Origin of the sequence: Pseudomonas chlororaphis subsp. aurantiaca, from assembly GCF_013466605.1 — a bacterium.
GTDB lineage: Bacteria > Pseudomonadota > Gammaproteobacteria > Pseudomonadales > Pseudomonadaceae > Aquipseudomonas > Aquipseudomonas chlororaphis_I.
In genome coordinates this window covers 5,764,927-5,786,935 of the sequence record NZ_CP059162.1, presented here as the reverse complement: position 1 = coordinate 5,786,935, position 22,009 = coordinate 5,764,927, and the positions used below count along the sequence as shown (strand labels likewise).

Annotated in this window: 26 protein-coding genes; 7 read left to right on the top strand and 19 right to left on the bottom strand. The window is 62.9% G+C overall.

Going from position 1 to position 22,009, the window contains the following annotated elements; all coding sequences use genetic code 11:
• The first annotated feature begins 12 nt into the window (after window positions 1–12).
• Window positions 13–1,422, top strand: a complete 1,410-nt coding sequence (locus tag H0I86_RS26450; RefSeq protein WP_180922747.1) for an MFS transporter — start codon at window positions 13–15, stop codon at window positions 1,420–1,422.
• Between the two features lie 36 nt (window positions 1,423–1,458).
• On the opposite strand, the gene H0I86_RS26445 is transcribed toward H0I86_RS26450, so the two are convergent.
• From H0I86_RS26445 to H0I86_RS26435, 3 genes are all read right to left on the bottom strand, one after another.
• Window positions 1,459–1,848: a cupin domain-containing protein gene (locus tag H0I86_RS26445; protein ID WP_180922746.1), complete on the bottom strand. Its 390-nt coding sequence runs from the start codon at window positions 1,846–1,848 to the stop codon at window positions 1,459–1,461.
• Between the two features lie 88 nt (window positions 1,849–1,936).
• Window positions 1,937–2,746, bottom strand: a complete 810-nt coding sequence (locus H0I86_RS26440; RefSeq protein WP_180922745.1) for an AraC family transcriptional regulator — start codon at window positions 2,744–2,746, stop codon at window positions 1,937–1,939.
• Between the two features lie 67 nt (window positions 2,747–2,813).
• Complete coding sequence (locus tag H0I86_RS26435) at window positions 2,814–3,155, bottom strand: DUF190 domain-containing protein (protein ID WP_180922744.1); 342 nt, start codon at window positions 3,153–3,155, stop codon at window positions 2,814–2,816.
• A gap of 154 nt (window positions 3,156–3,309) precedes the next feature.
• Between H0I86_RS26435 and H0I86_RS26430 the strand changes: the two genes are divergently transcribed.
• Genes H0I86_RS26430 through H0I86_RS26405 form a run of 6 tightly spaced genes read left to right on the top strand, consistent with a single transcriptional unit; the run spans window position 3,310 to window position 6,805 of the window.
• Window positions 3,310–3,867 carry a DUF2975 domain-containing protein gene (locus H0I86_RS26430; protein ID WP_009050839.1) on the top strand — a complete coding sequence of 186 codons (558 nt, stop codon included), beginning with the start codon at window positions 3,310–3,312 and terminating at the stop codon, window positions 3,865–3,867.
• Between the two features lie 7 nt (window positions 3,868–3,874).
• Window positions 3,875–4,087, top strand: coding sequence for a helix-turn-helix domain-containing protein (locus H0I86_RS26425; RefSeq protein ID WP_009050838.1), 213 nt, complete (start codon window positions 3,875–3,877; stop codon window positions 4,085–4,087).
• A 38-nt stretch (window positions 4,088–4,125) separates the two neighbouring features.
• The gene (locus H0I86_RS26420; RefSeq protein WP_180922743.1) at window positions 4,126–4,767 is read left to right on the top strand and encodes a LysE family transporter; all 642 of its coding nucleotides are present in this window, start codon (window positions 4,126–4,128) and stop codon (window positions 4,765–4,767) included.
• Between the two features lie 49 nt (window positions 4,768–4,816).
• Window positions 4,817–5,296: a GNAT family N-acetyltransferase gene (locus H0I86_RS26415; RefSeq protein WP_180922742.1), complete on the top strand. Its 480-nt coding sequence runs from the start codon at window positions 4,817–4,819 to the stop codon at window positions 5,294–5,296.
• A gap of 45 nt (window positions 5,297–5,341) precedes the next feature.
• Window positions 5,342–6,436 (top strand): D-alanine--D-alanine ligase, encoded by a 1,095-nt coding sequence (gene ddlA, locus H0I86_RS26410; protein WP_180922741.1) that lies wholly within the window; start codon window positions 5,342–5,344, stop codon window positions 6,434–6,436.
• Between the two features lie 15 nt (window positions 6,437–6,451).
• Entirely contained in the window at window positions 6,452–6,805 is a 354-nt protein-coding gene (locus H0I86_RS26405) for a gamma-glutamylcyclotransferase family protein (RefSeq protein ID WP_038575834.1), read from the top strand.
• A 7-nt stretch (window positions 6,806–6,812) separates the two neighbouring features.
• Here the strand turns inward: H0I86_RS26405 and H0I86_RS26400 are convergent, their stop codons facing one another.
• From H0I86_RS26400 to H0I86_RS26325, 16 genes are all read right to left on the bottom strand, one after another.
• A complete protein-coding gene (locus H0I86_RS26400) occupies window positions 6,813–7,388 on the bottom strand; it encodes a DUF4234 domain-containing protein (protein ID WP_180922740.1) in 576 nt (191 codons plus the stop codon).
• Window positions 7,389–7,493: 105 nt separating this feature from the next.
• Entirely contained in the window at window positions 7,494–8,210 is a 717-nt protein-coding gene (locus H0I86_RS26395) for a purine nucleoside phosphorylase YfiH/LACC1 family protein (protein WP_180922739.1), read from the bottom strand.
• A gap of 108 nt (window positions 8,211–8,318) precedes the next feature.
• Window positions 8,319–9,080: a GyrI-like domain-containing protein gene (locus tag H0I86_RS26390; protein WP_258019367.1), complete on the bottom strand. Its 762-nt coding sequence runs from the start codon at window positions 9,078–9,080 to the stop codon at window positions 8,319–8,321.
• A gap of 99 nt (window positions 9,081–9,179) precedes the next feature.
• A complete protein-coding gene (locus H0I86_RS26385) occupies window positions 9,180–9,551 on the bottom strand; it encodes a helix-turn-helix domain-containing protein (RefSeq protein WP_180922738.1) in 372 nt (123 codons plus the stop codon).
• A gap of 5 nt (window positions 9,552–9,556) precedes the next feature.
• Window positions 9,557–9,859 (bottom strand): type II toxin-antitoxin system HigB family toxin, encoded by a 303-nt coding sequence (locus H0I86_RS26380; RefSeq protein WP_180922737.1) that lies wholly within the window; start codon window positions 9,857–9,859, stop codon window positions 9,557–9,559.
• Window positions 9,860–9,959: 100 nt separating this feature from the next.
• Window positions 9,960–10,256 (bottom strand): DUF3077 domain-containing protein, encoded by a 297-nt coding sequence (locus H0I86_RS26375; RefSeq protein ID WP_180922736.1) that lies wholly within the window; start codon window positions 10,254–10,256, stop codon window positions 9,960–9,962.
• Window positions 10,257–10,502: 246 nt separating this feature from the next.
• Window positions 10,503–11,000 (bottom strand): GNAT family N-acetyltransferase, encoded by a 498-nt coding sequence (locus H0I86_RS26370; protein WP_180922735.1) that lies wholly within the window; start codon window positions 10,998–11,000, stop codon window positions 10,503–10,505.
• A 173-nt stretch (window positions 11,001–11,173) separates the two neighbouring features.
• Window positions 11,174–13,012, bottom strand: coding sequence for a gamma-glutamyltransferase (gene ggt, locus H0I86_RS26365; protein WP_180922734.1), 1,839 nt, complete (start codon window positions 13,010–13,012; stop codon window positions 11,174–11,176).
• A gap of 451 nt (window positions 13,013–13,463) precedes the next feature.
• Window positions 13,464–15,296, bottom strand: coding sequence for an asparagine synthase (glutamine-hydrolyzing) (gene asnB, locus H0I86_RS26360; protein WP_180922733.1), 1,833 nt, complete (start codon window positions 15,294–15,296; stop codon window positions 13,464–13,466).
• 134 nt (window positions 15,297–15,430) lie between these two features.
• Window positions 15,431–16,099 (bottom strand): phenazine biosynthesis FMN-dependent oxidase PhzG, encoded by a 669-nt coding sequence (gene phzG / locus H0I86_RS26355; RefSeq protein ID WP_180922732.1) that lies wholly within the window; start codon window positions 16,097–16,099, stop codon window positions 15,431–15,433.
• Complete coding sequence (locus H0I86_RS26350) at window positions 16,096–16,932, bottom strand: PhzF family phenazine biosynthesis protein (protein ID WP_016703606.1); 837 nt, start codon at window positions 16,930–16,932, stop codon at window positions 16,096–16,098. Before H0I86_RS26350 ends, phzG begins: the two co-directional genes overlap by 4 nt.
• Before the next feature lie 2 nt (window positions 16,933–16,934).
• A complete protein-coding gene (locus H0I86_RS26345) occupies window positions 16,935–18,845 on the bottom strand; it encodes an anthranilate synthase family protein (protein ID WP_180922731.1) in 1,911 nt (636 codons plus the stop codon).
• Window positions 18,842–19,465, bottom strand: coding sequence for an isochorismatase family protein (locus H0I86_RS26340; RefSeq protein WP_180922730.1), 624 nt, complete (start codon window positions 19,463–19,465; stop codon window positions 18,842–18,844). The genes H0I86_RS26345 and H0I86_RS26340 overlap by 4 nt, the downstream gene beginning before the upstream one ends.
• 15 nt (window positions 19,466–19,480) lie before the next feature.
• Window positions 19,481–20,683, bottom strand: a complete 1,203-nt coding sequence (locus tag H0I86_RS26335) for a 3-deoxy-7-phosphoheptulonate synthase (protein WP_180922729.1) — start codon at window positions 20,681–20,683, stop codon at window positions 19,481–19,483.
• A gap of 23 nt (window positions 20,684–20,706) precedes the next feature.
• Entirely contained in the window at window positions 20,707–21,198 is a 492-nt protein-coding gene (locus tag H0I86_RS26330) for a PhzA/PhzB family protein (RefSeq protein ID WP_009050819.1), read from the bottom strand.
• A gap of 26 nt (window positions 21,199–21,224) precedes the next feature.
• Complete coding sequence (locus H0I86_RS26325) at window positions 21,225–21,716, bottom strand: PhzA/PhzB family protein (RefSeq protein WP_081363156.1); 492 nt, start codon at window positions 21,714–21,716, stop codon at window positions 21,225–21,227.
• Window positions 21,717–22,009 lie beyond the last annotated feature (293 nt).

Sequence of the window (22,009 nt, the reverse complement as noted above, 5' to 3'; positions counted from 1 at the left end):
GGACTCGACACGATGCCCGCCACCTCTTCAGCCAGGCCGTCCGGCTGGATGCTGCTCCTGCTGGCCAGCGCGCAGTTGATCATCGCCCTGGACGCGACCATCGTCTTCGTTGCCTTGCCGGAGATCGGCAGCCACCTGGGTTTTTCCGCGCAACAGCTGCAATGGGTGGTCAGCGCCTACAGTGTGGCCTTCGGCGGCTTTCTGCTGCTGGGCGGTCGGGCGGCCGACCTGCTGGGCAAGCGCCGTTTCTACATCGTCGGGCAAAGCCTGTACGCCCTGGCTTCGCTGGCCGGCGGCCTGGGTGGCAGCGCGCTGCTGCTGGTGCTGGCGCGGGCGGTGCAGGGTGTCGGCGGGGCGATGCTGTTCCCGGCGACGCTGGCGCTGATCAACAGCCATTACCCCGAAGGGCCGGCGCGCAATCGGGCGTTCGCGGTGTGGAGCGCGGCTTCGGCGGCGGGCCTGGCCCTGGGCGCGCTGCTGGGGGGCGTATTGACCCAATGGTGGGGCTGGGAAGCGGTGTTTCTGGTCAACGTACCCCTGGCTGGCGCCTGTGCCCTGTTGGCCCGGCGCTGGATTCCGGCTGATGGCCAGCGCGAGCGTGGCCGGCGTTTCGACCTCAGCGGCGCCTTGACCGTGACGGTGGGCGGCACGCTGCTGGTGTTCGCCATTGTCCAGGGCCCGGAATGGGGCTGGAGCGCACCGGCGACCCTGGGTTGCGGCGCGCTGGCGTTGTTCCTGCTTGGTCTGTTCGCCTGGATCGAACAGCGTGGCCACGACCCGCTGATGCCGTTGCGCCTGCTGGCCCATCGCGAGTTGCGCCTGGCGATGTTCCTTACCGCCTTGTTCATGAGCAGCTTCGGTGTGCAGTACTACTTCCTCGCGTTGTATTTCCAGCAGGTCTACGGCTACAGCGTGCTGCAAAGCGGCGTGGCGTTTTTGCCGGCGACGCTGCTGTGCACCGTGGGCATCTGGCTGGCCGAACGTTCGTTGCTGCGCTTCGGGCTGCGGGCGACCCTGGTCAGCGGTCTGCTCCTGGGGGCGCTGGGCATTGGTGGGGTGTATGTGGCGCTGCCCGACGGGGCGGGGTTCTGGAGCCTGATGCCGGGCATCGTGGTGCTGAGCATCGGTCAGGGCATGACCTGGACCGCCATGTGGGTCTCGGCCGGCCAGGGCATTGCGTCGGGCGAGCAGGGCGTGGCGGCGGGCATGGCCTCCACCAGCCAGCAGATCGGCGGGGCGCTGGGGCTGGCGCTGCTGGTGTCCCTGGCCAATGCCGGGCTGGATGGCTCGCAGGCGGCCGGCATCGAACAGGCGGTGGGCGCCAGCGCCTTGCTCGCCCTGCTGGGGGCGCTGCTAGCCTTGCGCTTGCGGGTGCCGACGGCAGGCTCCGAGGGCCTGGCGGCAACCGCCGAGCGCGGCTGAGTGGCAGCGGCTACAGAGGCTCAACCCCGGGGCAACTCAGATCCACACATCATTGGCCGCCGTGCGTTCGCCGCCTTCTTCGCCGGTGTTGCGTACGCCCTTGGGTTCGATCAGCAGCAACTTGACCTCCTGCTCGGCGTACGGCTTGTGTTTCATGCCCTTGGGCACGACAAACATCTCGCCCTGGTTGATCGTCACCTGGCCGTCGGTAAAGTCGATGCGCAACTGGCCTTCGAGGACGATAAAGGTCTCGTCGGTGTGCGGGTGGTCGTGCCAGATGAAGTCCCCTTGCAGCTTCACCAGCTTGAACTGGTAGTCGTTCATTTCGGCGATGACGCGGGCTTGCCAGTGATCGTCGAACAGGCTGAGTTTGTAGGCGAAGTTCAGGCTCTGGTAGGGGATGGGCGTAGTGCTGGCCGGGTTCATGGTGCGGCTCCGTAAAGAGGTGATCGGGCCTCTACGGTAATCAGCGCGGCGCGGCGGTTCTTGTACGATTGTGCGTGCCGGGCGGCGTTCAGCGGCCGTGCATTTTCAGCCAGCGGGCCGGCGGCAGGCCGTAGGTCTTGCTGAATTGCCGGGTCATGTGGCTCTGGTCGGTGAAGCCGGCCAGCAGCGCCGCGCTGACCAGCGACTGGCCTTGCAGCAACAGCGCCCTGACCAGGTCCAGGCGGCGCATGGTCAGGTAGCGATAGGGGCTGGTGCCGAACAGCAGGCGAAAGTCCCGCGACAGGCTCCAGCGGTCGCGACCGCTGTGGGTGGCCAGTTCGTCGAGGGTGATGTTCTGGTCCAGGGCGCTGTGCATGTATTCCCGCGCGCGCTCCGCGGCCTGGTAGTCAAAGCGCTGCGCCGGCCGGGAAACCCCCGACACGGCATTCAGCGCATGGGCCAGATCGAACAGCGCGTCTTCCTGTTCCAGCGGGTCCAGCGGGCTTTCCATGCTGCGCAGCAAGGTGTCGGTGGCGGCGAACAAGCGTGGGTCGGTGGACAGGCCGTTCTTGATGAAGGGCAGCGGCTGGCCGCCGAGGATCTGCTGGATCAGCGCCGGCTCGATATAAAGCATGCGGTAATGGAAGCCATCCTGGGTGCCGGCCTCGCCGTCGTGGACTTCATCCGGATGCAGGACCATGGTCCCGCCCGGCAGGTTGTGGCGCCAGCCGCCGCGGTACTGGAAGCTCTGCACCCCCGACAGCGTGCGACCGATGGCGTAGGTGTCGTGGCGGTGCAGGTCGTAGCCATGACCGGCGAAAAACGCCTCGATGCGCTCCAGTCCCCGGGTGGGAGGCGCGCGGTGGACCCAGTCTTTACTGGGGGCGGGCTTGCCCATGGAGCTGTCCTCGACACAACGTCAGGCCCTTACGGTAACCCAGGCGCGTGCGACTGTCTTCAGCGCGTCATCCGCCCGCGTCCGCTTTCTTGGCCTCTTTACCAAGGGTGCCGAACTCGATCGGCGTCTTGATATAGAACAGCGAAATGTCCTCGTCCTCCAGGCGTTCGAACAGCCGGGCTGACTCCTCTTCGGTGAGTGCCAGGCGGACCTCGATGGGTTGGTCGGCGAGTTCGAAAAAGTGTGCGGAGTGCAGCCGGCCGGTGTGGCCGAAACCTTCGATGGCGGTGCTCATGGTCGCGCCGCGCAGGCCCAGCTCGTTGGCCAGGTCGACGAGCCAGTCACCGACCATCTTGCCGTGATAGCGGCGATTTTGCTGGGTGAAGAAAATCACCAGGAAACCGTTCATGAGCGTTCTCCAATGGCCTCCATTACTTTCAGCATAGTCCCGGGGGTATCGCTGGGCTTATGAATTAAATGATCGAAAATCAGAAATTAATTATTGTTTTACGATAATTAATTCTTTATGGTTTCTCTCACATTCGTTCCTCTGGAGCCTTCCCATGACGTCTCAAGGTCTTGCCCGGTTCAGCCAGCGCATGTCGGCTGTCACCCTGTTACTGATCATTGCCATGTTGCTGCTCAACGCGGCACTGTGGCTGTTTCCGCAGTTGAGCGCGGAAAGTGGTTATGGGTTCGGTTTTGGCTTGAGCAATAGCCTGTCGAGCCATCTGGCCGCCGGTGCTGTTTTTCCCTGGTGGCAAACCCTGGGTGGCATTCTGCTGTCGAGCATTCCCCTGCTGGCGCTGGCCTTTGGCTTGAGCCATCTGCGCCAGTTGTTCCAGAGCTATGCCCGCGGCGAGTACTTTTCCAGCGCGGCGGCGGTGCATCTGGGCAAGGTCGGGCGGGGCGTGGCGTTGTGGGTGTTGCTGGACTTTCTCTGCGAGCCGCTGCTCAGCATCTGGGTCACCCTGAACGCCCCGGTAGGCGAACGCCTGATCAGTCTCAGCATCACCGCCCCGACCTTTGTCGCGCTGTTTTTGGCTGCATGCATTTCCATCATCGCGCGTATCCTCTGGCAGGCCAGTGAAGTGGATTCGGAAAACCGCGCCTTCGTGTGAGATCAGTATGTCAATTGTCATTCAACTGGACGTGATGCTGGCCCGGCGCAAGGTCAAATCCAAGGACCTCGCGGCGGCGATCGGCATTACCGAGGCCAACCTGTCCCTGCTCAAGCAGGGCAAGGTCAAGGGCCTGCGGCTCGCGACCCTGGACGCGATCTGCCAATACCTGGAATGTCAGCCGGGCGACCTGTTGATCCATGAGCCCGAGGTGGAGTAGCGTCGGCCTCCCTTCACGCGATAAAGGTGGTCTGTGTCATGGCGCTTGAACATTTGCTGTATGCCGGCCCGCTGCTGTCGCTGGCGCTGCTCTGGACCGTGGCCGTGGTCACGCCGGGGCCGAACTTCTTTACCACGGCGCAATTGGCCGCCAGCTGTTCGCGTCGCCATGGCATGACCGCCGCGCTGGGCGTCGCCACCGGCACGGTGCTGTGGGGGCTGGCCGGCGGCCTGGGGATCAAGTCGCTGTTCAGCGCCGCCCCGGCCCTGTACCTGGCCTTCAAGATCGCCGGCGGCTGCTACCTGATCTACCTGGGGCTCAAGCAGTTCAAGCGCAAGCCAGCGCCGACCGGTGCCGGCAACGGTTTGCCTGGCGAGTCGGGCCGCAGCCTGTTCTCGGCCTATCGCCTGGGCTTTCTCGGCAACATGACCAACCCCAAATCGGCGCTGTTTGTCGCCACCATCTTCGCCACCTCGATGCCGGCGTCACCGCCGCCGTTGCTGCTGGCCCTGGCCGTGCTCACCATGGCCTCGCTGTCGTTCACCTGGTATTGCTGCGTCGCGCTGTTCTTCGCCAGCAGCCGGATGGCTGCCGTCTATAGTCGTTCGCGCAAATGGCTGGACCGCTTTGCCGGCAGTTGCTACCTGCTGTTCGGCGCCCATCTGGTGGCCAATCGTTGAAACCGGGGCCGCGCGCACGCCATGGATTTTCAGGGTCAGGAGACAGGACATGAGCTTCACTTTTCGCCCCGTGCAGGATCGGGATATTCCACGGATCTGCGGTTTTGCCCGTCATCCCGACGAGTTGTTTTTCTTTTTCCCGGCGGCCAACTGGCCGCTGACCCATGAGCAACTGCGCGACTCCATTGCCCAGCGCTCCGATTCGACAGTGATCGAGCGAGACGGCCAGGTGCTGGGTTTTGCCAACTTCTATCAGTGGGAAACCCACGGCACCTGCACCATCGGCAACGTCATCGTCGATCCCGAGGCTCGCGGCGTCGGCGTCGCCGGACAGCTGATCGGCGAGATGCTGCGCATCGCCGGGGACAAACACCAGGCCACACAGGTGACCCTGTCCTGCTTCAATGACAACGTGACGGGCCTGCTGCTGTATCCGAAGCTCGGGTTCGTGCCGTTCGCCATCGAAGAGCGCCGGAACAAACAGAATCAGCGGGTGGCGCTGATTCATCTGCGACATCAGCCGGCTTGAGCGGTCCGATACAAGCGCTGAACCACTTTTTAACGGGAACAAACCATGAGCAAGCTGCGGGTCGGGATTATTTTTGGTGGCCGTTCGGCTGAACACGAAGTGTCGCTGCAATCGGCGCGCAACATCGTTGATGCGCTGGATCGCGAGCGTTTCGAGCCGGTGCTGATCGGCATCGACAAGAACGGCCACTGGCACCTCAATGACACCTCGAACTTCCTGATCAACCAGGAAAATCCGGCGCTGATCGCCCTCAACCAGTCCAACCGCGAACTGGCGGTGGTGCCGGGCAAGGCCAGCCAGCAACTGCTGGAAACCTCCAGCCAGGAACTGCTGGGTCACGTCGATGTGATTTTCCCCATCGTCCACGGCACCCTCGGCGAAGATGGCTGCCTGCAAGGCCTGCTGCGCATGGCCGACCTGCCGTTCGTGGGCTCCGATGTGCTGGGTTCGGCGGTGTGCATGGACAAGGACATCAGCAAGCGCCTGCTGCGCGATGCCGGCCTGGCGGTGACGCCCTTTATCACCCTGAACCGGGCCACCGCGGCGCGCACCGACTTTGCCCAGGCGCAGGGCAAGCTGGGCCTGCCGATGTTCGTCAAACCGGCGAACCAGGGCTCGTCCGTGGGCGTGAGCAAGGTCACCAGCGAGGCGCAATACAACACGGCTATCGAGCTGGCGCTGGGCTTCGATGAAAAGATCTTGGTGGAGTCGGCGGTCAGTGGTCGCGAGATTGAATGCGCGGTGCTGGGCAACGACCAGCCGATCGCCAGCGGTTGCGGGGAAATCGTCGTTGGCAGCGGTTTTTATTCCTACGACAGCAAATACATCGATGACCAGGCGGCCCAGGTGGTGGTGCCGGCGGACCTCAGCGAAGAGGTCAGCGAGCGCATTCGCTCCCTGGCCGTCGAGGCGTTCCAGGTGCTGGGTTGTTCGGGGCTGGCGCGGGTCGATGTGTTCCTGACCCAGGGCGGCGAAGTGCTGATCAACGAGATCAATTCGCTGCCCGGTTTCACCCGCATCAGCATGTACCCGAAGCTGTGGCAGGCCGCGGGCATGACCTATAGCGAACTGGTCAGCCGCTTGATCGAGCTGGCGCTGGAGCGCCATGCGGCGCGCCAGGCGTTGAAAATCAGCCGCTGAATTCTGGAGGGAAAAATGAGCGTTGCCACTGAAGCATCGGAGTATCTGTTTTCCTACGGCACCTTGCAGGACAAGGCCGTGCAACTGGCCAATTTCGGTCGTGAACTGCAGGGGAGCGCGGACGCGCTGCCGGGTTATGAACAGGCCTGGGTGGAGATCACCGACCCCGAGGTGCTGGCCACCAGTGGCAAGACCCATCACCCGATCCTGCGCCCGGGCAGCGCAGCCAGCGCGCCTATCCCGGGGACGGTGTTTCGCATCACCGCCCAGGAGCTGGCCGCGGCGGACAGCTACGAGGTGGCGGACTACAAGCGCGTGAGCGTGGTGCTGCAGTCCGGGATCGAGGCGTGGGTGTATGTGAGCGTTTGAGCCGAGGTTATTCCGGCGGCAGGGTCAGGCCGAACAGCGCCAGGGCCCAGACCAGCGCGCCCAGCACAATGAACACATAGTTGATCGGCGTGAACCGGGCGTTGCTTTCCCCTAGCGGGTCGCCGGCGGCTTCATTGAGGCCGCGCTGGCCCAGATAGGTGATCCAGGCATGCACCGGCAACAGCGCCAGGCTGAACAGATCCAGCAGCGGGAAGCCGATGTTCTTTCTCACCAGGCCATCGATCACGTTGCTGACAATCACCATGATCACGAACAGCGTCGCCAGCTCGCCTGGCCGCCAGTCGAAGGTACGGCCGCTCGCCTTGATCTTGGCATCGCCTTCGCGGTACAGCGCATGGGTGAAGAAAATCGCGAACAGCGCGCGGGCGATGGGCCACATTTCCTGGCCGGTGGCCTGTTTGAACTGCTGCCAGTTCTTGTAGGCCCAGTACAGCTGGTAGATGCCGAGGGTCAGCAGGAACAGGGTCAGAAACTTGGTTCTGGACACCACATAGAAAGGTCGCTGCACTTCGCTGGCAGTGGCCAGCTCGGCTTGAGGTGGGGCATAGAGATTGTCAGACACGATCACTCCTTCGTTTGGCCTGGGGAGACGCGCAAGGTTAATCCGATGCTGCGTTAAAAAACTATCGCTCCAGCCGTGGAGAGGCCGCTCGATGTACCCGCTGGTTCAGGCTCGCCCTATCCAGGAGTACTGAAAGGATTTTTCCTCGCCCCGGTGGCCGCGGCGCCGATAGCTGGCCAGGGTCGCGCTGGAACAGTAGGTGCAGTGCTTGCAGTGTTCGATCTGTTCATGGGTGATGCCCACCGCGCGCAACAGGTGCAGCGCATAGCCGCTCAGGTCGAACCACAGCGAGTCCGGCCGGGTCGGTGGTGGCGGGGCAATTTCTGGCGGCAACTGTGGCGTGGGGCGTTCGTGGCTCCAGGGTGCCTGCTCCTCTGGCCACAGGTGGCCTTGGGTGGCCGACAGGGTGTCGATGAAATCCGGACTGACTTCATAGCAGCAAGGCTTGATCGAGGGGCCGAACGCCACGCGCAACTGATGGGCGGCGATGCCCTTGGCGGCGAAGTGTTGCAGCACGTTGTCGATGATGCCGCCGTGCAGGCCTTTCCAGCCGGCATGGACCGCGGCGACCCACGAGGCGTCTTCACTGCTGATCAGCAGCGGCAGGCAGTCGGCTGTAATCACCGCTATAGGCCGGCCGGTGCGGGTGAACACTGCGTCGCCGCGGATGATGCCGCTCGGCAGCGTGGTGCTGGCCTCGACCACCTCGCCGGTGTGGGCCTGGGAGCAGAAGAACAGGTTGGCAGGCAGTGGTGCCCCGATCCGAGAAAACTCGTGACGGATGCCTGGTATCTGCTTCAACACTGGCGCCTGGAAACTCATCGGACCTTCGCTCTGTTGCTGTGGATTAGCTACAGAGCATAGCGGGATCATGAGTCCTTTTGCTGACAGGGACCTGTCATCTGGTCGGCTGCTTGTCCGATCGAGGCATCAGTTTTTCAGCGGGATATAGAGTTCGACCACGCTGTCCGGGTGCATCGGCCCGAAAAAACGCTCCCCGGTGTACTCGAATTCTACCCCTTCATCGGCCCGCATCCCGGCGGCCGGCAGCCATTCGCTGTAGGCGGCGCGGAAGGTTTCCGGCAGGGTCCGCACCGTGCCCCGATGCTCGACCCGGGCGTACTGGCAGGCGGGGATTTCCAGTTCCACCATGCCTTCCACCAAGGGCGCCTCGGCGCTGACCGGCAGCCCGGCGACGTAACGCCACTGGCCGTCGCTCAAGGGCTGGCAAATACCGTAAGTGCCGACCGGTTCGGCCAGGCGCTGGATCTCCTGCTCCCGTGGCTCGAAGCGCTGCCACAGTTCGGCAATCGAGCCCTGGTCATCCTGCTGCCAGGCCATGCCGATGATGCGCTGCGCCGCCAGCGTCACCCGCACCGGCGTCTGCGGCGCCGGCAGGCTGTATTCGGGCTGCGCCAGATAACGCTGCAACTGGCCGAGCACGTTCTGGCTGCGGGCGATCTGCGTTTCCAGCTCACCGGCATGGGCCTGCAACGCCTGGCGCAAACTCAACACGCTGTGCAGCGCACCGCTGTCCGCCAACCCGCGAATCTCCTCCAGCCCCATGCCCAGCTGCCGCAACCAGACAATGCGCCCCAGGATGCCGATCTGTTCCGGCTTGTAATAGCGATAACCGTTGTCCTGCCCGGCCAGCGCTGGAGTGAACAGACCGATGCTGTCGTAGTGGCGCAAGTGCTGTATGGAATTCGTATAGAAAATGCCCTTGCCGACGACGAGGGCATAGGAAGAGGCTGGCGGGGGACCGTGGAGATGCGCGGCGGATAGAACCGCTCAGACCGATTTCACCGGTTTGATCAGGCTCTCGGCGGGGATGCCGAACAGTTGGTGCAGCTTCCAGATCATCGGCAGGGTCAGGGCGCGTTTGCCGTTGAGCACCTCGTAGACCCGGTTGGTTCGGCCGATGGCCGGGGCCAGGTCGGCGGCTGACAGGTCCGATTGCTCCATGCGGAACTTGATGGCATCGATCGGGTTGGGCAGGTCGATGGGGAAGTGCTTGGCTTCATAGGCTTCGATCAGGGTGATCATCACGTCGAAGTAGTCGCCTTCTGCGGTGCCGGGTTCGGGCTCGTTATCGAACAGTACCGACACCTGCTTGAGTGCCGCGCGGTAATCCTGGTCGGTGCGAATGGGGCGAATCTGCATGGTCGTTACTCCATTTCAACGCTGTCGGCGTCGATGGCATCGTACTGCTGGTGAGTGCCAACGAACTTGATGTAGAGGGCGCCAAAGCGGTAAGCCACGGCGACTACCAGGCGGTAGTCATTGCCTTTGATGTTGAACACCACGCGACGGCTTTTAAGAATGCTCGCGCTGCAAAACTGATCCTTGATCTGTGCAGGGTTCGACCAGTTGGCGTTGCGCGCTTCATCGATCCAGGCCAGAAGCGGTTGCTCGACATCCGGGTGCTGTTCCCAGAACGTCTTCAAATGACTGACGGCGATAATCCTCATGGCTCAAAATCCTAGTCCCGCCCTGGGACTTAAGCAAGGGAGTGAGAGAGGAAGGCGATGGACGGACAGCCATCGAGGCTACCCGTCCCGCAGGTGTGGCTCAGTGTCGATCAGCGCCTGCTGTCATCGCGGTGTGCACATCATCCATCACCGCTTTACCCATCTCACCCAGGTAATGTGCCGCCCAAGCATAGCGGTCCGCCTGCGGTTCCATGGCCGCATCCAGGGGCAACTGTTTTGCCAGATGTAGCAGCAGCGAGGCGTGTTCCAGGGCGTCAGCCAGGGGGACGTCGGCGTTGACCCGCAGCAGCGGGCGTTTGCCTTCGCCACAATTGGCAAAGGTTATTTCGCCGAGGGTATGCAGGGAGGAAGGGGACGGATTGAGGGTGTGTTTCATGGTGAACCTCCTTGATTCGAAGAATCATCACCGTCTGCCGCCAAACAGATCAGGGTGACGGGTTACGCAGGATTGGCGGAGCGGGAATCAAGGCAACCGGCGAATGCGCATTTCTTGAAGCCATAAAGGATCCTGTAGCCGCTGCCGAAGGCTGCGATCGACCGGCACGGGCGCGGCGATCTTTCTGGCGTTGAAGGCCCTTCGGTCCTTATCGCAGCCTTCGTCAGCGGCTACAGGAGTCTGTGTTCAGTCGCCTTCCAGCACCTTCGCCATTTCCGCGGTAGCGGCCCAGCCCAATCCGGCATACACCGGCTTGCCCACCTCGGTGGCATGCAGCACGGCGAAGCTCAGCCCGCGCTGGATGAATTCGGCTTCCGCCAGCTTCATCAGGGCCGAGGCCAGCCCTCGGCGCCGGTAGGCGGGTTCGACGTATACGTTGAGCACATAACCGCGCTGGTCCTGGGTCGGATGGGACGGGTGGGGCGGCCAGTCGATACTCATCAAGCCAATGGCCGCCACCGGTTGCTGGCCGTCCAGCAGGGCAAAGCCGTAATAGCGGCCATCGGGCAAACGCTCGCGCAACCAGGGGCGGAAGTGCTCGGTCATCCGTTGCAGGGCCGCGGGTTCTCCTCCGGCTTCGAGGAACATCGCCTCGCGGTGGCGGCAGACCAGTTCGAGGTCGTCGGCCACCAGCCGGCGCACCGCCAAGCCTGAAAAATCGATACCGCCAGGAATCTCGCTCATCCCATGCACCTCGGCAAAAAAGGTGATGCTAGGAGGGATCAAAACACCGCGTCAGACACAGAGCCCAGTAAAAATCGGCATACAGCCTTGGCCCCGCATGCCGGCGCTTCTGTGGCGGAAGCAATAAAAAGGGCCTGCCTCGCGGCAAGCCCTTGTGGTTTCCGGCGTTGGCCTCAATCCCCCAACGCGGCCCCTTCGCGCCGTGGATCGGCGCCACCGGCCCACGAGGTTTTACCCTGGGCATCGCGCACCCGCACGATCGCCTGGGTACCGCTGGTCATGTCGATATCGGTCAGCTCATGCCCCTTGGCTTTCAGCGCCGCTTTCAACCCAGGTGTGAACTGGCCTTGCTCCAGTTCGGTCGGGCCGTTGCGGCTGCCGAAGTTGGGCAGGCTGATGGCGGCTTGCGGGTCGAGGTTCCAGTCGAGCATGCCGATCACCGACTTGGCCACGTACTCGATGATCTGCGAGCCGCCCGGCGAGCCGACGGTAGCCAGCAGTTCACCGCTGTTGCGGTCGAAGACCAGGGTCGGTGCCATGGACGAGCGTGGGCGTTTGCCCGGCTGGACGCGGTTGGCCACCGGCTGGCCGTTCTCTTCGGGGACGAAGGAGAAGTCGGTCATCTGGTTGTTGAGCATGAAGCCCTGGACCATCAGGTGCGAGCCGAAGGCGGCTTCCACGGTGGTGGTCATGGACACCGCGCCGCCCTGGTCATCCACGGCCACCACTTGCGAGGTGGAAATGCGCATCGGCGAGCGGTCCGGGGCATAGGCCACCTGGATGCCCTGGGGCTTGCCGGGCTCGGCCTTGGCCATGCTGCGCTCGCCGATCAAGGCGGCACGCTGCGCCAGGTACCGCGGGGCGACCAGGCCGGCGATCGGCACCGGGGCGAAGTCCGAATCCGCCACGTACAACGCGCGATCGGCATAGGCCAGGCGTTCGGCCTCGGCGATCAGGTGCACGGCTTCAGGCGCCGGTTCCAGGCCGGCCGGCAGGCTGGTCTTGACCGGTTTCAGCGGTGGCAGTGCATAACGCGGGTCGCGGGCTTCCAGCGCCTGCAGGGTGCCGAGGATCTGCGCCAGGGCGATCCCGCCCGAGGAGGGCGGTGGCATGCCGCAGACCTGCCAGCGCTTGTAGCCGGTGCACAGCGGTTCGCGCTCCTTGGCGCGGTAGCCTTGCAGGTCGTTGAGCGACAGGCTGCCCGGGTTGGCGTGGCCCTGCACCTTGGCGACGATTTCCCGGGCGACCGGGCCTTGGTACAAGGCGTTCGGGCCTTCTTTGGCGATGCGCTCGAGCACCGCGGCCAACTGCGGGTTTTTCAGCAGGGTGCCGACGGCTTTCGGCGTGCCATCGGCATTCAGGAAGTAGGCCGCCATGTCCGGCGATTTCGCCAGGTACGGGTCGGCGACGATCATGCTGTGCAGGCGCGGGGAGATCGGGAAGCCCTGGTCCGCCAGGCGGATCGCCGGCTCGAACAGTTGCGCCCACGGCAGGCGGCCGTGTTTTTTATGGGCCAGTTCCAGGGCCCGCAACACCCCAGGCGTACCCACCGAGCGGCCGCCGATCTGCGCCTGGGGGAACGGCATGGGTTTGCCGTCGGCCTGCAGGAACAACTTCTCGGTGGCCCCGGCCGGCGCGGTTTCGCGACCGTCATAAGTGCGCACGGCCTTGCCGTCCCAGAGCACGATCAAGGCCCCGCCGCCGATGCCCGACGATTGCGGCTCCACCAGGGTCAGCACCGCTTGCATGGCAATCGCCGCATCGATTGCCGAACCGCCCTTGCGCAACATCTCGCGCCCGGCTTCGGCCGCCAACGGGTTGGCCGCGGCCGCCATATGCTGGTCGGCGTGCTGCACTTGCAGGTCGGTGCGATAACCCGAAGCGATTTCCGGGGCGGGGGGCAGGGCGGTGTGGGAGGGGGCGGAAGCGTTGCAGGCGGCGAGGCTGAGGGCGACGGCTATCAGCGAGAAACTGGCAAGCCGGCGATGACGCGGATTGAGGGTCGAGAACACGCGTTGAACTCCGTTCACTGGGTAAATGATGTGTCGTCCGTGGGGAGGAATGTACAGCAGTGAGCAAGCCCATGCTGGGCCTTTTGTTGATCGCTACGGTGCCGATATGGCTGGCGCTTCTGGGCAAGACCCGATGCCAGACGCTGGCCTGGAGGTGGCGGGTGGTGGCGCTTGGGAGGGGCAGGGACGGGGCTTGGGCTTTGCCATGAAAGCGCGGCGCGCCGGTGTGCATGGGCGCTGCCGAGCGCCGTGTTTTCTTCGGTGGCCAGCGCCTGGGCTGGAACCAGGCGACGCGTTTCACTGCGTTCCCGGATGCCACCCGGCCCAAGCGCCCTACTGACGTTCGGTACGGGTGGCAAGCCAACCGGCGACAGGCTGACCGCTACAACTGAACGAGCCTGCCAGGGTGGCATGGCTCGAACGAAGGGGGCGCCGGCAAACCTGGCTCGTCTCAGACCGAGATCCCGTGCAAGCGTAGCCAGGCATCCAGCGCCAGTGCTGTTTCCAGGTTGTGCCGGCTCATCTGCGTATTGAAGTAGCCCTCGGGCTGGCGCAGTTCTTCGGCCATATAGGCGTGGGATACGATGCCGAACACCGGGTTCCCCGTGTCCTGCAGAAGCTGCCGGGCACTCTGGCGAAGGAAGCGTTCGTAGCCCAGGTCGGCCGAGGTCGGATAGGGGCTCTTCCGGCGTTTGATCACCGCCTCCGGTACGAAGTCGGCACAGGCCTGCTTGAGCAACCACTTCTCCTCGCCATCCTTGCTCTTGATCGACCAAGGCACGTTATAGACGTACTCGACCAGTTCGTGATCGGTGAACGGCACACGTACCTCGAGGCTGTTGCACATGCTCAAACGGTCCTTGCGGTCCAGCAGCATCACCATCCAGCGTTTCAGGTGCATGTGGCAAAGCTCGCGCATCCGGCGCTCGTGCGGGCTGTCGTGTGCCAGGTGTTCGACCTGGCGCAGGGCATCGTCGTAGCTCGCCTGTTGGTACTGGGCGAGATCGCATTGGCGGTTGAAGTCGGCATTGATGAAACCGGCCGGCAACTTCACCCGCGACGACCATGGAAAGGACGCGGAGGCTATGACCTGAGGATCACGGAACCAGCCATAGCCACCGAAGACCTCATCGGCACCTTCTCCCGAGATGGCCACCGTGGAGTGCTTGCGAATTTCCCTGAACAACAGGTTCAACGAGGTATCCATGTCGCCGAAGGTGAACGGCACGTCCTTGGCGCGGAACACTTCCTCGCGCGCCAGGTCGGAGACCAGTTCCTCGTTGTCGATGAGGACAGTCTGGTGCCGGCTACCGATGAACTTCGCGGCCAACAGGGCAAAGGGCTGGTCCTGGTCGGGACGCAGGTCATCGCTCTTGAACTGCGCGGACTGGCCAGTGAAGTCCACCGAAAAGGAATTGATATCCCCGCCGGTCTTCGCCTTGACGATACGTTGCGCGATAGCCGTGAGGGTGGTGGAGTCGAGCCCGCCGGACAGCAGCGAGCACACGGGAACGTCGGCATACAACTGCGAGCCCAGCGCGTGGGTGACCAACTCGCGGGTCTGTTGCACGGTCGTCTGCAGGTCGTCCTGGTGCTCCTGGCGGCGTACCTTCCAGTAGCACTGGATCTTCATCTGCCCATTGGGGCGCCAGGACAGGAAGTGGCCGGGAAGCAGCTCCATCAGGTTCCTGAAAGGCGTCTGGGCGGTTCCCTTCGACAGCGTGAGCACGTCGACCAACCCTGTCACCTCCAGCCCCGTGGTGAATTCCGGGTGAGCCAGGATGGCCTTGATCTCCGAGCCGAAGAGCAGCCCTTCACGATGCCGGGCATAGAACAGCGGCTTGATCCCAAGGCGATCGCGTACCAGAAGCAGGTGGCCATCGCGTCCGTCGAACAGGGCAAAGGCGAACATGCCGGTCAGGTGATCACAGCAACGCTCGCCCCATTCCAGGTAGGCATGCAGCACGACCTCGGTATCGCTGCGAGTCTGAAACTCATGCCCCGCCTGCCGTAGCTGGTCGCGCAATGCATCGTGGTTGTAGACCTCCCCTGTGTAGACCAGCGAGACCTCCTGGCCGTCCGCAAAGCGATAGACCATCGGCTGGATACCGCCGCTCAGGTCGATGACCGCCAGCCGTCGATGCCCCAGAAGGGCGTGTCGATGTTTCCATATGCCTTCGGCATCAGGCCCGCGAAGTGCGAGCGTATTGGTCATGGCACGAATTGCAGGGTCTTCCCCTTCGAGCCTGCGCGTATAGTCCACCCATCCTGTGAGACCACACATTTAATAACTCCTGTAATGAATAGTTGAGCCGCGCCAGGTCCGTCGGAGCGTCTTCAGTGAGTCAGCCTCCTTGGCTGACTCGTTCGGTTACTGACCTTCATCCTCGCCGAAAGGAAGAAGACCAATCGCGTTATTCAGGGTTGCAGACGCCGCACCTTCCAGCCCGTATCGCTGCGGTCATACCGCAAGCGTTCATGCAGGCGATCCTGGCCGTTACCCCAGAACTCCAACGATTCAAGGCGCAACTCAAACACGCAATAACCCTCGGGACGCGGTAGCGGACCTTGAACTTCGGCCAGTTTCCTGGCGGCGTTGCGCAGGGCCTCGACATCCGTGAGCTCTTCACTCTGGCGAGACGCCGATGACATCGGATGCGTGGCATAAGGGCGCTTCAACCAGGCCTCGTCAGCCTTGGCATCCGGCATGCGCACGGCCTGGCCATTGAGGATGATCTGCTGGCTGGTTTCGCGCCAATACAGCGTGCCCGAGGCCCAGGGGTTCTCTGTGAGTTCGCGGCCTTTCTGGCTTCCGGCATGGGTGCTGAACATTACCCCGGTGTCACTGATCTCACTGATCACCACGATGCGCGTCGAAGGCCGGCCCTGGCTGTCAGCCGTGGCCAGCGCCAGCGCACGGGGTTCGCGAATGCTCACGCGGCGTGCGCGTTCGAGCCAGTTGTGCAGCACGCTCATGGGATCGGCAGGCGGCTTCTGGTACTCGGGGAACGGCGCATCCAGGGTGCCGGTCAGCGATTCCGACATGCCTTTACCCAACAGCGGTTTGCCTAGTACTGAACTGTTCATAGAACGATGGTCCCCCGTCCGAAGGTGATGCCATTGCCTGATACTTCGACCCGCGTCAGTTGATCGGCGCGGCCCTCGGCCCGGGCGAACATGAGTGAAGGGCGGCCGATTTCCACGCCCTGAAGAATTTCGATCTGCTGGCCGAACTCGATCTGGCCATGCCGCGCCAGATGGATCGCCAAGGGCCCGGCAGCGGAGCCCGTGGCCGCATCCTCGACCACCCCATAGGCCGGCGAGAACATCCGGCTGCGCCAGCGCCGTCCTGCACCGGCAAAACAGTTGATGGCCATGTCGTGGAAGCTGCACAGGGCACGGTGGTCGGGGTGCAGGGCCGACAGCGCGGCGATGCTCGGCAGGCCGACAAACACATGGCGCGGGCCGTTGTGATAGATCTCGATGGGAAAGGTCGAGTCGCTGATGCCCAGGGCCTTGAGCAATTCGGCGTCGCGCCCCAGGGCCGTCCAGGTCGGTATCGGCTGGTCCATGCTGGCGGCGATGACGCTGCCGTTCTGGCGCTCCAGCTCAAAGGCGATGGTGCCCATCTGGGTTTCCAGGAACAGCCGGTGATTGTCGGTGCGCGCACCCAGGGCAATGGCCGTGCCCAGCAACGGGTGCCCGGCGAAGGGCAGTTCGTTGACCGGGGTGAAGATCCGGATCAGCGCATCACCACAGTTACGTGGCTTGAGCACGAAGGTGGTTTCCGACAGGTTCATCTCCCGGGCGATGCGTTGCATTTGCTCGGCCGACAAGTCATCGGCGTCAAAGAACACCGCGACCGGATTGCCTTCCAGCGGGACGCTGGCAAAGGCGTCGATGATGACGTAGTTGTGCATGGTTATCTCCCGGCGGCCGAAGCGTTGTTCTCGACAGGTGTGTGGATCAGGGCGTGCCGCAGCAGGTCGGCGATGATGCGCGGACCTTCCTGGGTCAGCAGCGACTCGGCATGAAACTGCATGGAGGCAAACGACGGTCCACGCAGGGCATGCACCTCGCCGGTCTCGCTGTCGCGGCTGATTTCGACGGTGCCGATGCCGTCGATGTCCAGGCGGTCACTCGAGCTCTGGGCGGCGAAGGTGTTGTAGAAACCCACCCGTTCGGTGGTGCCGAACAGGTCGATCTGTTTTTGCACGCCCTGGTTGGGAATGGCTTTGCGTTGCAGTTCCAGGCCCAGGCACAAGCTCAGCACCTGATGGCTCAGGCACACCGCCAGGAACGGCCGCTGCTGGCTGAGCAAGGAGCGGATGGCCACGTGCAGGTGGTTGATTTTCGGCTGTTGGACTTCGCTCGGGTTGCCGGGGCCGGGGCCCATGATGACCAGGTCGTAGCCGTCAAAGCTGTATTCGTCGCTGAAGCTGCACACCGTCACCACCAGGCCCAGGGCCCGCAGTTGCTTGGCGATCATCGAGGTGAAGGTGTCTTCGGCGTCGACGATCAGCACCTGGCGCCCATTGAAGTCGGCCTGGATCTGCTCCCGCTGCTGGCTGTCCATCAACCAGAAGTCCGAGACGTAGGCATTGCGGTTGGCCAATGCGGCGCGCACTTGCAGGTGGTTGCCGAAACGCGACGGCGCCTGGTTTTTCAGTGCGCTGATCAGGCCAGTGGCCTTGGCCCGGCTTTCGGCAGCCTCGGTCATCGGGTCGGAATGGCGCACGATGGTCGAACCCACGCTGATCCGCACCTGGCCGCTGTTATCGATGTCGGCGGTGCGAATCAGGATCGCCGAGTCCAGGGAGCGCCCGCCCTTGCCATCGCTGCCGATCAGCGCGGCCATGCCGCTGTAATACGCGCGGCCTTGCGGCTCATAACGCTGGATGACCCGGCAGGCGCTTTCCAGCGGGCTGCCGGTGACGGTGGGCGCAAACAGGGTTTCGCGCAGAATTTCCCGTACATCGCGATGGGTCTTGCCTTCGATGAAGTACTCGGTGTGGGCCAGGTGCGCCATTTCCTTGAGGTAAGGGCCGAGGACGTGGCCGCCGTCCTCACAAATGCGCGCCATCATTTTCAGCTCTTCATCCACCACCATGTAGAGCTCGTCGGCTTCCTTGCGATCCGCCAGGAAGTCCATGACTTCGGTCAGGTTGGGGCCGGCGGGCGGATAGCGGTAAGTGCCGCTGATGGGGTTCATCACCGCGAGCCCATCCTTGATGCTGATGTGGCGCTCGGGGGACGCTCCCACAAAGGTACGGCTGCCGGTGTGGATGATGAACGTCCAGTAGGCGCCTTTCTCCCGTTCCAGCAGATGGCGGAAGAACGACAGCGCACTGGCCGGGCCGTACTCGCTGATCTCGGCCAGGAAGGTGCGCTTGATGACGAAGTTGGCGCCTTCCCCGGAGCCGATTTCGTTGGCGATCACCTGGCTGACGATCTCGGCGTAGCTCGCGTCGCTGAGGTCGAAGCGTTCGCTATCCAACTGGATCGGCACGTTGGGCAGCAATCCCAGCAAGCGTTCGATGCTGATGGATTGCTGCTCGGTGATTTTCATCGCCAGCAGCGGCGACTGATCGTCCACCGCCTCGAAACCGCGTTCGGCGATCTGGCGGTAGGGGATCAGCGTCAGTACATCCAGGCGAGGCGCGCCGATCGAGGTGGCAGGCAAGTCGATATCGGCCAGGACCTGCGGTTCCGACATTTCGCCGATCAGCACATCCAGCAGGCCGGGCCCGCTGGATTCCGGGCGGTACAACAGGGCAAACGGCTCGGGAGCCGGTTGCAGGATGCGCTCCATGAGACGGGCGGCTTGGCTCATAGCACCACCTCGTCGGTGGTGATGACCATGGCGCAACGGCTGGCGGCGTATTCGATGGCCATCCAGTGGTGCTCCTTGCTGAAGTCGGCGATCGCGTCGGCAACGAGGAAGGGCTGGATATCGTTGGAGTAGGCATCCACGGTGGAAATCAGTACCCCGACATGGGCGTACACCCCGCACAGGATCAACTGATCGCGCTTGTTGGCGCGCATGCGTTCCAGCAGGTCGGAGTTGAAGAACGCGCTGTAGCGCCACTTGGTCAGCAGCCAGTCACTGGGCTTGGGGGTCAGGGCGTCGACCACCTCGCGGTCGGCGGGGCTGGCCTTCATGCCCGGGCCCCAGAAATCCTTGAGCAGCCCGCGTTGCTCCTCGCTCATGCTGCCAGGTTGGGCGGTGTAGGCCACCGGGACGCCGTTGTCGGCGGCCCACTGGCGAATGCGCGCGGCATTGCTCACGACCTGTTCACGCAGGGCGTCGGGCAAGGGCCGCAGGAAGTAGCGCTGCATGTCATGCACCAGCAGCACGGCACGCTCGGGGTCGATGCTCCATTGCGCGAGGTTGACGGGCAGGTCGCGCGAAGTAGGCAAGACGTAAGGGACGATCGATGGAATGCCGGTCATGTCGACAAACTCCAGTCAAAAGGAGGCAAGGGTTGAGGTGGGCTGGTTTTTCCAGGCCATCACCGCGGTAATGGCCTGCCAGGGGGTCAGGCGCGGGTCGCACAGGCTTTTGTAGCGGCTGGCGACCTGATGCAGGCCGGCGGCATCGGAAGCGCACTCGCTGACGTCGTCAGGGGTGGTTTCCAGGTGCAGCCCGGCGGCCACGCCACCGGCTGAGGTCACGGCATGCTTGAAGGCGGTGATTTCCTCGGTGATGGCCTGCACCATGCGGGTCTTGTTGCCGCAGGGCGCGACGATGGTGTTGCCGTGCATCGGGTCGCTCAGCCAGATGATCTTGTGGCCGGCCTGGCGCACCGCTTCAACCAGCGGCGGCAGGCGATCGGCGACCTTTTGCGCGCCCATGCGGGCAATCAGGGTCAGCCGGCCGGGTTCGCGCTGGGAGTCCAGGCGTTCACACAGGCTCAGCAACTGGTCCCGGGTGATGTCCGGGCCGACCTTGCACGCCACCGGATTGAGCACTTCGCTGAGCAGCGTCACGTGAGCACCCGTTAACTGACGGGTACGCTCGCCGATCCACGGCCAGTGGGTAGAACCGAGAAACACCCGGCCCTGTTCGTCCTGGCGCAGTTGTGGCAGTTCGTAGTCGAGTACCAGCATTTCGTGGCTGGTCCAGGCCGGTGAACCGCTGAGTTGTTCCTGGCTTGCCGACGCTTTCCAGCCCAGGTGTTGCATGATGTCCCGCGCGGCGCTATAGCCTCGCACCAGGCGTTGCGCATCGTGCTGGCGATGGCCGCAGACGGCCTCGCGGCCGTTGACCATGTCGCCGCGATATACCGGCAACTCGATATCGCCAATGCGTTCGTTGTTGTTGGAACGCGGCTTGGCAAACTGCCCGGCAATCCGGCCCACTCGTACCACTGGTTGCTGGGTCACCAGCCGGAACGTACCGGCCAGGATGTCCAGCACCGCGGCTTTGCGGGCCACATGGTCGGGAGTGCTTTCATCCATGTCCTCGGCGCAGTCACCGGACTGGATGACCATCGCTTCGCCGGCCGCTACACGCGCCAGCGTGGCGCGCAGCACCAGGATGTCTTCCACTCGAATCAATGGGGCGCTGTCCCTGAGGTAGGCCTGCGCGTCATGCAATTGTGAAGGTTCGCTCCATTGAGGCTGCTGGAACGCTTCACAACTTAGAACCCGTTTCAGTAAGTCTTCCATGATGCGATCACTCTCACGAGAGATTAAGTTGGAATGCCTTCGCGTTTGATTTGCGGTACTGGAATACCCAGGGCGCGCAGTTGCTGAAAGACGTTCATGAATTCGCGATTGCGTTTTACTTTGCCGTCTTCCAGCTCGAAGGAGTGCAGAAAGTGGTTCTCGTAATAGCCTTCCGGATAGCCGGGAAAGAGGATCTTGCCGCGGCCATCGCACTCGACCCAGATATGGTTAGGATCATCGGTTTCAAATACTTTGACGTTGTACCACTCCCAGTCCGGGAAGCACTTGAGTGACCAAACAGCATGTTCGGCCAACTTGGCTTTGCCACTGATTACAATCGGCGCACCGGTGTCGGTGGTCCATAAGCCACCTGTACCATCCTCGGTAAATAGTTCATGACGGCGCAGGCGGTCCTGGCCTTTGGTCCGCATATATTGCTCGACCGTGGCGCGGTTCTTGCGGCGAAGTTCAGTGGTGTCGTTAGCGGTTAGTTGTTGCGTTGCACTATTAGGCATGCTCAATCTCCAATGAATCAGGGGGCCTATGAGGCGGGGATACCTTCACGCTTGATTCTTGGAACGGGGATGCCCAAGGCGCGAAGTTGTTCGAAGGGGTTCATGAATTCACGGCTCTGCGTGATCTTGCCGTCATCCAGTTCGAAAGAATGGATGTAATGATTTTCGCAATAACCTTCGGGGTAGCCGGGAACCAGAGTCTTGCCACGACCGTCGCTCTCCACCCAGAAGTGGTTGGGGTTATCGGTTTCAAACACCCGGACGTTGTGCCATTGCCAGTCTGGAAAGCACTTCTCCAGCCATGCGCCGAGGGCGGCCAGTTTCGAGTGGCCCTGGAACACGAGGGGTTTACCGGTTTCGGTGTTCCAGGAACCGCCACTGCCATCCTGAGTGAACAGCTCATGCCGACGCAGTCGATCTTTGCCGTTAGTGCGCATGTACTGTTCGACCGTGGCGCGATTTTTCTGGCGAAGTTCAAGATGATCATTAAAGCCGCTAGGGGAAAGCGAAGCAGGCATGGGCAGCATCCTCCTTAGTTGGGGGTGATAATGTTGAAAATAAATATTTAGTTAATTGACGTGGGTAAATATTTACAGTGTTTAACTATTGTTCCTTCGTGGCGGTGCTGAGTGGGTGTTGTTTATACACCTGCGTTTCTTGGGGGTGGAACTACCAGATCTTGTAGTGATTAGGGGCATGAACGGGTTGGCTGCAGCCCGCCGGATGAACTGTTGCATTATTGTGAAGAGGCAGGTTCATTCGTCGGCTGAGAGGCGGTAATGGCTTACTAACATCGCCCGGATGCAATGTT